The 11766-nt window shown below is 66.0% G+C and carries 14 protein-coding genes; 6 read left to right on the top strand and 8 right to left on the bottom strand.

Annotated elements, in window-relative coordinates:
* Positions 1–253: 253 nt before the first annotated feature.
* Together GFK26_RS32140 and GFK26_RS32135 are read left to right on the top strand one after the other, a co-directional pair.
* The gene (locus tag GFK26_RS32140) at positions 254–1141 is read left to right on the top strand and encodes a LysR family transcriptional regulator (RefSeq protein ID WP_062472076.1); all 888 of its coding nucleotides are present in this window, start codon (positions 254–256) and stop codon (positions 1139–1141) included.
* A 439-nt stretch (positions 1142–1580) separates the two neighbouring features.
* Positions 1581–1853, top strand: coding sequence for a hypothetical protein (locus tag GFK26_RS32135; RefSeq protein ID WP_153285537.1), 273 nt, complete (start codon positions 1581–1583; stop codon positions 1851–1853).
* A gap of 65 nt (positions 1854–1918) precedes the next feature.
* Here GFK26_RS32135 and GFK26_RS32130 read toward each other — a convergent pair whose 3' ends face one another.
* Positions 1919–2614, bottom strand: coding sequence for an NADPH-dependent F420 reductase (locus GFK26_RS32130; protein ID WP_153285536.1), 696 nt, complete (start codon positions 2612–2614; stop codon positions 1919–1921).
* Between the two features lie 147 nt (positions 2615–2761).
* Between GFK26_RS32130 and GFK26_RS32125 the strand changes: the two genes are divergently transcribed.
* From GFK26_RS32125 to GFK26_RS32110, 4 genes are all read left to right on the top strand, one after another.
* Positions 2762–3424 (top strand): tRNA-uridine aminocarboxypropyltransferase, encoded by a 663-nt coding sequence (locus GFK26_RS32125; protein ID WP_153285535.1) that lies wholly within the window; start codon positions 2762–2764, stop codon positions 3422–3424.
* A gap of 299 nt (positions 3425–3723) precedes the next feature.
* The gene (locus GFK26_RS32120; RefSeq protein ID WP_153285534.1) at positions 3724–3978 is read left to right on the top strand and encodes a hypothetical protein; all 255 of its coding nucleotides are present in this window, start codon (positions 3724–3726) and stop codon (positions 3976–3978) included.
* Positions 3975–4127: a hypothetical protein gene (locus GFK26_RS32115; RefSeq protein WP_153285533.1), complete on the top strand. Its 153-nt coding sequence runs from the start codon at positions 3975–3977 to the stop codon at positions 4125–4127. Before GFK26_RS32120 ends, GFK26_RS32115 begins: the two co-directional genes overlap by 4 nt.
* A 588-nt stretch (positions 4128–4715) precedes the next feature.
* Positions 4716–5111, top strand: coding sequence for a hypothetical protein (locus GFK26_RS32110; RefSeq protein ID WP_153285532.1), 396 nt, complete (start codon positions 4716–4718; stop codon positions 5109–5111).
* 22 nt (positions 5112–5133) lie between these two features.
* Here GFK26_RS32110 and GFK26_RS32105 read toward each other — a convergent pair whose 3' ends face one another.
* The 7 genes from GFK26_RS32105 to GFK26_RS32075 all read right to left on the bottom strand — a co-directional run bounded on the left by GFK26_RS32105 (position 5134) and on the right by GFK26_RS32075 (position 11741).
* On the bottom strand, positions 5134–5577 hold the full coding sequence (locus tag GFK26_RS32105; RefSeq protein WP_153285531.1) for a hypothetical protein: 444 nt from the start codon (positions 5575–5577) through the stop codon (positions 5134–5136).
* Between the two features lie 33 nt (positions 5578–5610).
* A complete protein-coding gene (locus GFK26_RS32100; RefSeq protein WP_153285530.1) occupies positions 5611–5925 on the bottom strand; it encodes a hypothetical protein in 315 nt (104 codons plus the stop codon).
* Positions 5922–6317, bottom strand: coding sequence for an NAD(+)--rifampin ADP-ribosyltransferase (gene arr, locus GFK26_RS32095; RefSeq protein ID WP_153285529.1), 396 nt, complete (start codon positions 6315–6317; stop codon positions 5922–5924). The genes GFK26_RS32100 and arr overlap by 4 nt, the downstream gene beginning before the upstream one ends.
* Positions 6318–6452: 135 nt before the next feature.
* Positions 6453–7346 carry an NAD(P)-dependent oxidoreductase gene (locus GFK26_RS32090; protein WP_153285528.1) on the bottom strand — a complete coding sequence of 298 codons (894 nt, stop codon included), beginning with the start codon at positions 7344–7346 and terminating at the stop codon, positions 6453–6455.
* A gap of 9 nt (positions 7347–7355) precedes the next feature.
* A complete protein-coding gene (locus GFK26_RS32085) occupies positions 7356–8804 on the bottom strand; it encodes an aldehyde dehydrogenase family protein (RefSeq protein ID WP_153285527.1) in 1449 nt (482 codons plus the stop codon).
* 35 nt (positions 8805–8839) lie between these two features.
* A complete protein-coding gene (locus GFK26_RS32080; RefSeq protein WP_153285526.1) occupies positions 8840–10240 on the bottom strand; it encodes an amidase in 1401 nt (466 codons plus the stop codon).
* A 7-nt stretch (positions 10241–10247) separates the two neighbouring features.
* On the bottom strand, positions 10248–11741 hold the full coding sequence (locus GFK26_RS32075) for an ABC transporter substrate-binding protein (protein WP_153285525.1): 1494 nt from the start codon (positions 11739–11741) through the stop codon (positions 10248–10250).
* Between the last annotated feature and the right edge of the window lie 25 nt (positions 11742–11766).

Genomic DNA, 11766 nt, shown 5'->3' with positions numbered 1-11766 from the left:
ACTCCGGGTAGGACTCGTGGAATGCGAGCGTGACCCCGGTAGAGGGCCGGCCCGCGAAACGCCTCGCCGGGGTTGCCGCCGAGACAGCGACGATTCTTTCGCACCCCGGCCCGAAAGTGCTTCTTCGTTTCGACGGAGAAACCCGCATTCCGGAAGAACCATCGCCGCCACCGTCGATTCGCCGAAAGGCCTTCGGTCATGCATGCGCCAGCGCTCAGGCCCGACAATGTCCGCCCGATCGACCGAGGACCCGATGAGACCCGACCTGGATTCGCTGGCGCTGTTCCTGCGCGCCATTGAGCACGGCAGCCTGTCCAAGGCCGCCGCCGAGAGCCACATGGTGTTGTCGGCCGCGAGCCGGCGCCTGGCCATCCTCGAGAGCCAGCTCGGCGTGGGGCTGCTCAACCGCACCTCGAAGGGCGTGACGCCCACGGGCGCGGGCGAGTCGCTGGCGATGCATGCGCGCCAGATCCTGCGCGACGTGGACCGCATGCGCGCCGACCTGTCCGACTACGCGCAGGGCGCCACCGGCCGCGTGCGGCTGCATGCCAACGCGTCGGCAATGGGGCAGTTCTTGCCCGACGACGTGGCGAGCTTTCGGCTGCGCTACCCCGAGATCCGCGTGAGCGTTGAAGAGCACCGCAGCGTCTACATCGTGCAGGCCATCCGCGACCGCCAGGCCGACGTGGGCGTGATCACCAGCGAGGCGGTCGACCCGGCCCTGCACTTCATTCCGTACCGCACCGACCGGCTCGTGGCCATCGTGCGCCAGAAGCATCCGTGGCGCGGGCGCGAGGTATCGTTTGAAGAACTGCTCGACTTCGACTTCGTGGGGCTCGAAGATGACTCGGCCATCTCCCGCACCATGGAAGACGCCGCGATGAGCGCGCGCAAGGTGCTGCGGCTGCGTGTGCGCGTGAAGAGCTTCGAAGCCGTGTGCCGGATGATCGAAGCGGGGATGGGCGTGGGCATCCTGCCCGAGGGCGCGGCGGTGACTTACCGCAAGGAGATGAAGCTGCGCTTCATCAACCTCACCGATGCGTGGGCTTCACGTCGGATGTACCTGTGTACGCGGCAGGAGGCGTTGAGTTTTCCGCAGCGTCGGTTGGTGGATCATCTGTTGGCGCGGGGCATGCCTTAAGAGTCCTTCAGGGCGACGCTCCCGCCGACGGGGAGCCTTGCTCCGCGAATGTCCCCCGCCCTTCGGGCTCCTCCTTGATTACGCTGCGCAAGGCACCCCATCGACGTGAGCGTGTTGAGCGCAGCTGCGGTCCGGCAGGGCGCATGGCGGAAGCTGCATTTGTTGGCGCGCTTCGAGACTTCGTGCCGCACGAAATCGGCACGGCGCCGCGCGCTTCTCTAAAGTAGCTGCCCCTGCCACTCAAAACCCCACCAAGGGGACTCGGAAGACGCCACACACACAGCCATTGACATGTTGAAAGGCTGCTTGCCTCGCGGCAGGTTGTCGGTGCGAAAGCAGCGATGCAAATGCGAGGTATCAAAAGGCGACGGCCGGGGTGTTACGAGCACTCCAGCCGTCTAACCAAAGACGTGCAACACCTCTAAAGGACCGCACAAAAATGGCTACCAAGACTATAGCCCGGCCTCGCACGCCGGTATCCTCCGACGGAATCGCCCACCAAGACCCGGCGAGCCTCCTCGAAAACACACTCGCCCAACTCGAAGCCCTGCTGTGGGTCTGCCACGGGGAAGACATCGACTGGTGCAGCGGCGAAGGGCCCCGGCAACTGGACAACCTGCTGTGGCTTGCGGCAGAACTGGCGCGTAAGGCGGGGGCGTTGTTTCAAGCGAGCGAGAAGGCGCGGCGCGGAGCGGCTGAGGCCGGCGGTTAGCGGCAGAGCTGCGGGCTGCGGGCTGCGGGCTGCGGGAAGGGGGCATCGCGAATGGCCCTCGGGACTCAGCCCTTGAAAGGCGTCAGGTAGGGTGCCGCGGCGCTATCAGCGGCTTTGCGGTAGCTCGGTATCTCCGTCTTGCTCGCGCTTGCCAATGCTTCTTTGAGTTGCGCGGCGTTCAGGTCTTTGCAGTACGCGGGGGTTCCGGGTTGCTGCCTCCACGATTCAGCGAGTGTTCCGCCATCAATGGCATCGAACCCCAACTCGCGGACCAAGTCTTGTACAAGGTGCTTGGCTTCAGTGTTGTCGCCGGCAACTGAAAGTGCAATGCGTCCGGCGCTTCCACCCGAGTGGCCGCGTGTCGCCAAGCTCTCAGCCAGGATGTTGTTGAAGGCTTTGACGACGGGCCTGCCCACTACCGAAGCAATCCATTCGCTGTCCGTGGCCCCTTGCTCGACCTGCGCCACGACACCATCACGGGTGGGGTAGTAGTTGCCTGCGTCGACGACGACAGCAGGGTTCTTGCGCAGCACGTCATGGGGAAGGTCGGCGACCGCCAGTTGCGGGATGGCGATGATGACCAAGTCCGCAGCACCTGACGCTTGCTCGACCGTTGCAGCCACCACCCCAGTCTCGGCCGCGAAAGCCGCGAGCGTGGCCGGTCCCCGCGAGTTCGCAATTTGCACTTCGTGGCCCAAGGCCTTGAGGTTGCGGGCGAGTGTGCTGCCAATGTTGCCCGACCCAATGATTCCAATGTTCATCTTGAGATTCCTCATTCAAAAATGGCAATTATTCGAACGACGGCGTTCCCGACAGCTGACAGGGTCAAGACGGCCGACCACGCTTGCACAGCCGCAAGGGTGGCATGCCCTGCCAAACTGATCAGGCACGCTGAATAAAATTCATCCATGTCCGCCGCTTTGGTCCCACGCCCCCAGTGCACCGCTTGCCTGCGCCCGCTCAGCGCCTGCATTTGCCGCTGGGTCGCGCCCACCGCCCACGCGGTGGAGGTACTGGTGCTGCAGCACCCGCTGGAGGTACACCAGGCCAAAGGCAGTGCCCGCCTGCTGCACCTCAGCTTGGCGCACTGCCGCTTGGTGGTGGGTGAGGCATTTGCCGTGCCCGTCTGGCCGGTGGACGGCAAGCACACGCTGCTGCTGTACCCGGACAGTCTGCAAGATACCGCCCCGGACCTGCGGGGCCCACCCCCGCTACCGCCCGAGTGGCCGCAAGCCCCGTCGCGCCTGCGCCTGGTCGTGCTGGACGGCACCTGGCGCAAAAGCCGAAAGATGCTCTACCAAAGCCCGCCACTTCAACAGTTGCCCCGCTTGGCCCTGCGCAACCTGCCGCCTTCGCACTACCGTATCCGCAAAGCCCATGGGCCCGACCAACTGTCCACGCTGGAGGCGACCTGCTACGCCTTGTGCCAACTGGAAGGCGATGCGGCGAGGTTCCAGCCTTTGTTGAATGCCTTCGACGGGTTTGTAGAGTACTTGGAGCAGGCTGGCGGGCAGCGAAACGCGCAAACCGACAAGTCCCGCCCTCGACCAAGGGTTACGGGTTTCATTTAAGTGACCAGCTAAATGGCTGGTTTTGGCCGACTGTAGCCTGTCGCCACGTCGGCGCATTGGGGCCCGAAGCAGCCGGCCGCTAAATTCGAAAGAGGACATTCGAGTAAAGTCGTTTTTCCCGCCAGCATCAGCAAACCCATGCCTAAGACATTGCCCCGAACCATCTGCCTCGTGACCTGGTGCACGCGTGAGGTGACAGTGCGGCATACCTTTGGGAATCGCTTGACCTTTGCCAACGCAGTGAGCACGTGACCGGCCGTCCGGATGCCCCGAGCCGCCGACGGCCGTGGCTACAGTCAATGCAGGCCCTCGCCGTCGCGGCCTTGATCGGCTGGGGTTGCCTTATGGGAGCGACCGAAGTGGTGGAAAGCCTGCGCACCGGGGTGCTCAACAACCGCAAAGGACCTGACATCGTTGCAGCCGAGCAGCCCGTCTTTTACTGGGCCCTGATCGGCTTCTACACGGCGGCAACCCTGACCGCCGCCGGCTTGGCGCTTTTGGTGCTGGCCATTGCCGTGCGCGATCTGATTGGTGCGAGAGGCCCTGATCGATGAACACGTCGTCTACGCGCCTGGCGACCTGCGTGCCGGTGGTGACGAGCCCGTTGTCGGTTGTCCGTGCGGTGCAGTTCTCCTGGCCCACTCACAAACGCCTGCATGGCGGCGACGCCGAAGGACCGCTGTTGGCCGAGCTGTGTCGGTGAGCGTGATCAGTTGACTCCGACCGACCCGAGCTGCACGTGTCGGCCCGACCCTGAAGCCGGGGCTTCAATGATCCGCGTGCCGATGCACTGGACCGCAAGCCAGCATTCCGAGGTATGGGAAGGGCTGAGCTTCAGCCGAAACGTGGGTCACACATCTGCGCGGAAAGCACCCGACCGCTTACAAGCGCCGTACACACGACACAGCGCCATACAAGCAACGCCGCAGTTGCCTTCACAGTGCTCTTGCGGCGTCGCTGGCGCGCTGCCCAAGCGTCTGCACAAGCCACCCCACCACGCCCTTCGGCCACCTTGCCGAGGGGCCCTCGGAGCACACGTCGTGTCGTCACAGAAAAAGAACGCCGCCTTCCTCGTCTCGATCTCGGGCCACGGCCTCCCGGTGTGGCAGTGGAGCGCAGGAAGAAGCAGGCCTCGTTCGCGTGCACCGGCCGTACCCAGCGCGCAGAAAAGTAGCGCTTTTTAGTTAATGCCATGTAACGCCATGGGGCGTTACCGACAGGCCAACCCAGCGCTTGGACGCACGCGCACGGCTGAACGCATGCCGGCTGCGCTACGTCAGAGGGGAATGTCATGTTCACCCGCTACGCCATTCGCACGCTGCTGTGCATTGCCGCCGTGCCCGCCATCTCCGAGGAGCCCGCACCCATCCATGGCCGCATGTTCCTGAGCAAAGCCGAGATCGAGACCACCTTGATCGGCAAGCCCATCGTTTCCAGCAATCTGTCGAGCGGCATGGTCTCGCGCTGGCAGTTCTATTCAGACGGCCGCGTCGACTTTGCCAACCAGAGCGGGCCCGGCAAGGCGTCGGGCACGTGGGTTCTCAACACCGACGGCTCGATGTGCGTGACCATGATTTCTCGAACCGGGTGCCGCTACTGGTTCAGGAACGAAAAAGACGGCGCCATTGCGAATGCCAAGACCCGGGAGCCGAATGCGCCGACCGTGGCCGAGATACGGTTCGAGTGATGGTGAGAGACCCGAGAGGTGTTCACAAGCTACCCCATAGATACACCGATTTCTGTTCTGCAATGGCCTGTTTGGCGAGTCTTTGAAGATCCAACACCACAGGTCGCAGTTCGTCCGCATCGACCTGAAGCTCCTCGGTTGCGGCCCATGGATGCAATGCGGACTCAAGTGCCGAGTGTTCGGCGTGAGCAAGAAGCTGGACCAGCCGATCTGGGAACCGAAAGAGCCAGGCGTCGCCTTCGTCGTCGCCACCCTCGTCGCTTTCCAACTCGTGCAGGTCAGCATCCCATTCCTTCCCTTCCAGGATGGCCCACAGAGTGCCTACTTCAAGGTCGGTGAGGCCCTTGTGCTCAGCCGGGCGCACATGCGATGCAGTGGCCTTGCCCTGATCGTCCTCGTTCATTCGGTCCGCGTAGCGCGTGGCTTCTTCTTCGCTCGCAACGAAGAAGTCGGAAAGTAATCCCATTGCATTTCCTCCTGTGTTTACGGTTCTGGCCGACTACTGCCGGCCACCCTGGGCCGCTTCGACCAGGCCGAGCCTGGCGAGTGCCAACAAAAATTGCTCGTACTCTTGATCCTGCATGCCTTCGATGACGACAGCCACGGCGTGATACCACGGGTTGGGGTGTTCGCACTCGAAAGAGAAGCTGCAACTTAGCCGCGGAGCACTGCAAGCGGTGCGTGCGGCAGCCAGAATCTCGTCGCAGGCCGAATCAACTTCATCGCGGCCGAATGCCTGCTCGATCAAACGCAGGGGGACACTGTGCGTTCGCTGCGATGCGTTCGCCGGCACAGCATGGCGGGTGCGATTCAATTGATGATCTCCCCCATGCCCACGCGTATGCGCTCCCTCAGCTGCTGGATGTACGCCGCATCGAACGGCTCCCATGTCTCCAGCTCGCCGACGATCCGAAGCGGCTCGCGGCTGCGGTACGAGCGTGTGGGGTTGCCTGGAAACTTCTTGTCGGTGACGTTGGGGTCGTCCTCGAAAGCGCCCGTGGGTTCGACGATGTAGACGCGGCCACGGCCGTCGCCTTTCGCTATTTCGGCCGCCAGCCCGGCTCCCTTGGGCCACGCGGTGAAGTAGATGTGGTTCATGACGACGCGGCCGTCGTAGTTTGAGCGGAAGCCTGCGGTGAGCAGGTCGCCCACCTGGAGGTCCGCCCGCGTTCCGTGGAAGTAGGGACCGGTGTCCGACACAGCCATCGCGGGTCGCTCCTCTGCGAAAAGGAAAAGCAGCGGAGTTTAGCCAGTGAGCGGGGTGTGGCGCAAAGCGTCCGGATCGTGTCCCTGGTGTGTGAGGCGGCTGGCGGCAATTGCCGCCTGGCGCCCCGAAGAACGTCAGCGCAGTGCTTCGACCAGATCCAGCACCATGCGGTCGCCACCGAACTTCTCGACGCCCTGCGTCAGCAGCGCATCGACAGCCTGCGCAATGCCATGGCTGGCCGACGCCTGCTCCGCCATGTCGTTGTAGTAACCCAAATCTTTCTTCGCATTCGCCATCGAGAACTTCAGCGAATCGGTGCTGCCCGTCAGCAGCTTGGGCTTGAGGCGTTCCAACGCTACGCCATTGCCGCCGCCCTTGGCGAGCACGTCCACGAACACCTCGGGCTTCACGCCGGCGCGCTGCGCGCAGGCTGCGGCTTCGCACAGCAGCGCCACGGTGCCCAGCGACACGAAGTTGTGCAGCAGCTTCATCGCATGGCCCGCGCCCACGTCGCCGACGTGCGTGACGTTCTCGGCAAAGCAGCGCAGCAGCGGCAGGCACGAGGCCAGCACTTCCGCATCGCCGCCCACCAGCAGGTTCAGGCGGCCCTCGGCGGCTTCCTTGGCGGTGCGGGTCATCGGCGTGTCGAGGAAGTGGCCGCTCTTGGCGTGCACCGCCTCGGCGACCTTGGCGGTGGAGGCGGGCACGGCGGTGGAGCAGTCGATGACCACGGTGCCGGGGCGCAGGGTGGTCAGCGCGCCTTGGTCGCCGAGCATCACGGCTTCGACCTGTGGCGTGCCGGTGACGCACAGGATCAGCACGTCGACCTGCGCGGCCAGCGCGGCCACGTCTTTCACCGAGGTGGCACCGGCCTTCAGCAGGTCGTCGATCGGCTGGTTGCCCGCGTGCTCCAGCACCGTGAGCTGGTGGCCGTGCTTGACGATGTTGCTGGCGATGCCGTGGCCCATGAGGCCGACGCCGACGAGGCCGACTTTGCGCGGGGTTTGTTGTTGTTCAGTGGTGGTCATGGGTTGTCTTCATCCGTGCTTGATGGCGATGGTCTTGAGGGTCGTGAAGCCGAGCAGGGCCTCGAAGCCCTTCTCGCGGCCGAAGCCGCTGGCTTTCACGCCGCCGAACGGCAGTTCTACACCACCCGCCGCGCCGTAATTGTTGACGAAGACCTGGCCGCAATGCAGCTTGTGCGCCATGCGCAGCTGGCGCGCGCCGTCGCGCGTCCACACGCCGGCCACCAGGCCGAAGTCGGTGCCGTTGGCCAGGCGCACGGCCTCGGCCTCGTCGGCGAAGGGCATCACGGCCAGCACCGGGCCGAAGACCTCGCGCTGGGCCAGGTCGCTGTCATGCGGCACGTCGCGGAACAGCACGGCCTCCTGGTAGTAGCCGGTGGAGGGCGCCTGCGGCGACACCGTGCCGCGCGCCGCCACCTTCATGCCGCTCGCCTCGGCGGTCGCGACCATGTCGCGCACCTGGCGGAACTGCTTCTCGTTGATGAGCGGGCCCATGTCCAGGTCTTCGGCGGGCGTGCCCGCACGCACGGCCGTGAAGCGCTTGGCGAGGCGCTGCACCACCTCTTCGTACACCGACTGTTCGACCAGCACGCGGCTGCCCGCCGAGCAGGTCTGGCCGGCGTTCTGGATGATGGCGTTGAGCAGCACGGGCTCGGCCGCGTCGAGGTCGGCGTCGGCGAACACGATCTGCGGCGACTTGCCGCCCAGCTCCAGCGTCACCGGGCAGTGGCGCTCGGCCGCGGCCAGGCCCACGCTGCGGCCGGTCATGGTGGAGCCGGTGAACGAGATGTGGTCGATGCCCGGGTGCGCGCACAGCGCCGCGCCGGCTTCCTTGCCGTAGCCCGTCACCACGTTGAGTGCGCCGGCCGGAAAGCCGACTTCGGTCGCGATCTCGGCCAGGCGCAGCAGCGACAGGCTCGCGTCTTCCGCCGGCTTGACCACGCAGGCATTGCCCGCGGCGAGCGAGGCGCCCACGCTGCGGCCCGCGATCTGCATCGGGTAGTTCCAGGGAATGATGTGGCCCGTCACGCCGTGCGGGATGCGCACGGTGAGTACGGTGTAGCCGCGCTCGTAGGGCAGGGTGTCACCGTGGAGCTTGTCGCAGGCGCCGGCGTAGTACTCGAAGTAGCGCGCCAGCGCGGTCGCGTCGTTGCGCGCCACGCGCAGCGCCTTGCCGGTGTCGCGCGCCTCGAGCTGGGCCAGCTCTTCGTGGTGCTGCAGCACGGCGGCGCCGAGCTTGGCGAGCAGCCGGCCGCGTTCGAGCGCGGTGGTGGCGCCCCAGGGGCCGTCGAAATGTTCGCCCATGGCCTGGCGCGCGGCGCGCACGGCGGCGTCGATGTCGGCGGCGGTGCCGCGTGCAATGGCGCCGAATTTCTGACCATCGCTCGGGTCGATCACGTCGATGGTGGCGTCGGTTTCGGACGCCACGCGGCGGCCGTCGATGTAGTGGGTGGCGTTCATGGAAGGTGTGTCTCCGTGTGGCGGATCAGGTCGGATCAGATCGGTTCGGGCCAGGGTTTCTGTGCGTCGCGAATCTGCTCGAAGGCGCGGCTGAACTGCAGCACGCCCAGATCGTCGAAGCGGCGGCCAGCCACCTGCAGGCCGATGGGCAGGCCTTCGGCCGAGTAGCCGCAGTTGACCGACGCCGCGGGCTGCTCCGACATGTTGTAGGGCACCGTGAAGCCGATGTGCTCCAGCGGCCGCATCGGGTCGTTGGTGGGCGAGGCGTGGTCCGCGGGCGCGGGCATGTTCGGCGACACCGGTGAGATCACGAAGTCGTACGCCTTGGTGGCGGCGACCGTGGCGGCGCGCGTGGCGACGAACTGGCTGTAGCCGTCGAAGACGTGCGCGCCCGAAAAGCCGGCCGCGCTCTCGGCCCATTCGCGGATGTACGGCAGGATCTTCGCGCGCTGCTCGGCGCTCATCGCCTGCATGTCGAGGCAGGAGCGCATGCGCCAGAAGTGGTCCATGCCTTCCAGCATCTTCGGCGTCATGAAGGCCGGGATTTCTTCGACGTGCGCACCGGCCGCTTCGATGCGCTTAGCGGCATCGCGCACCGCCTGTGCGATCTGCGGATCGAGCGGCAGGCCGCAGCCCGCGTCCATGTGCAGCGCGACGCGCTTGCCCTTGAGGAACGACGGATCGACTTCGAAGGCCGTCCAGTCGATGCCGGGTGCCGGCAGCTCGGAGTAGTCACGGTCGTCGGGCTGCGCGACCGACGCCATCATCAGCGCCGCGTCGGCCACGGTGCGCGTCATGGGGCCGGCGCAGCGGCCCATGTAGGGCGAGCTCAGCGGAATGCGGCCGAAGCTGGGCTTGAGCGTGAAGATGCCGCACCAGCTCGCCGGCAGGCGCAACGAGCCGCCGATGTCGGTGCCCACGTGCAGCGGGCCGTAGCCTGCGGCAGCAGCCGCGCCGGCGCCGGCGCTGGAACCGCCCGGCGTGCGCGAGGTGTCCCACGGGTTGCGCGAGAGGTCGTGAAAGCTCGACAGGCCCGACGACAGCATGCCCAGGTCGGGCATCGTGGTCTTGGCGACCATCACCGTGCCGTCGGCCTTCAGGCGCGCGGCGGGGGGCGAGTCGTACGTCATCGGCACGAGCTCGTAGGCGGCGGTGCCCAGCGGCATCGGGTCGCCCTCGGTCGCGAGGTTTTCCTTGATGGTCACGGGCACGCCGTCGAGCGTGCCGCGCGGCGTGCCGGCGAGCCAGCGCGCCTCGGAAGCGCGCGCCTGTTCGAGTGCGGCTTCGGGGCGGAACAACCAGGTGGCGCGCAGTTGCGGCTCGCAGGCCGCGATGCGTTCGTTGACCGCGCGCGTCACCTCGACCGGCGAGAGTTCCCTGGCGGCGTAGGCGGCGTGCAGTTCCTGCACGCCCAGGGCATACAAAGGCTTCGTCATGACTGCATCAACCCCACGAGATCGCAGCCAGGTCGTTCGCGACGATCGGCATGTTCGGCCACAGGCCCTTCACTTCCTTGCGCGCGACCGTGGGGAACACGGCCTGGAACAGGAAGCCGTTGACGGCGTCGTTCGCGAGCATCTTCTGTGCCTCGCCGAGCAGCGCGTTGCGCTTCTTCTCGTCGGGCTCGCTCTGGACAGAGGCGTACAGGTCGCGGAACTTCTTCGAGTCGTAGCCCCAGTAGTAGTCGGGCTCGGTGTACTTCACGAGATCGAAGGGCTCGACGTGCGCAACGATGCTCAGGTCGAAGTCGTGCCCGCCGCCGAAGGTGCCGCTGAGCCACTGGGCCCATTCGACGTTCTGGATCTTCACGTTGATGCCGATGGCCGCGAGCTGGGCCGCGATCACCTCACCGCCCTGGCGTGCGTACGAAGGCGGCGGCAGCGTCATGCGCAGTTCGAGCGGCGTCTTCACGCCCGCATCGGCCAGCAGCTTCTTCGCCTTGGCGATGTCGAAGGGGTTGATGGCGGTGGTGTCGACGTAGCCCGGCGCGCCGATCGGGTAGTGGCTGCCGATGGCCTTGCCGAAGCCGTCGGCCGCGCCCTGGATCACCACGTTGCGGTCCACCGCGGCGAGGATGGCGCGGCGCACGCGCACGTCGTCCAGCGGCTTGCGCTTGTTGTTGATCGCCAGGATCACCTTGCTGCGCGTGCCCACTTCGAGCACGCGGAAGCGCGGGTTGGCGCGGAACTGGCCCACGCTGCGCGTGCCGGCGCGCGGGAAGATGTCGATGTCGCCGGCCATCAGCGCCGCCGTCTGCGCGGCCGAGTCGGACATGAACTTGAAGACGAACTTGTTGACCTTGGCCAGCGCCGGGTTGCGGTACGTCGGCGACTTGACCAGCGCGCAGGCCGAGCCGCGCTGCCAGCTGTCGAGCTTGTAGGGGCCGGTGCCCACGGGCTTGGTGGCGTTGGTGTCGGCGCTCTTGGGCTCGACGATGCAGGCGGTGGCCTGGCCGAGCATGAACAGCAGGTCGGGGTTGGGCTGCGCGGTGCTGATGACCACGGTGTCGGCGTCGGGCGTCTTCAGGCTGATCTCGCTGAAGAAGCGCTTGTCCTTGTTGGTGCTCTTCTCGCCGGCCGCGCGCTCGAAGCTGAACTTGACGGCGGCGGCGTCGAAGGCCTCGCCGTTCTCGAACTTCACGCCCTTGCGCAGCTTGAAGGTGTGGGTCTTGAGGTCGGTCGACACGGTCCAGCTCTCGGCCAGCAGCGGCGTGACGCTGCCGTCGGCGTTGATCTTGGTCAGCGTCTCGAAGATGTTGTAGTGCGCGATCTCGGCGATGGCCGAGGCGGCGGCGGTCGTGGGGTCCAGGCCCGGCGGTTCCAGCGGCATGCCGATGGTCAGCATGTTCTTGCCGGTCTGGGCCTGCGCGAACAGCGGAAAGGCGCCGGGGATCGCGGCGGCGATGGCGGTGCCCATGAGGGTGCGACGCTTCAACATTCTGTGGTTCTCCTGGAAGACAAAA

This window comes from Variovorax paradoxus (assembly GCF_009498455.1).
Taxonomy (GTDB): Bacteria; Pseudomonadota; Gammaproteobacteria; order Burkholderiales; family Burkholderiaceae_C; genus Variovorax; species Variovorax paradoxus_H.
The sequence above is the reverse complement of the archived record's forward strand: the minus strand, read 5'-3'. Positions and strand labels throughout refer to the sequence as shown.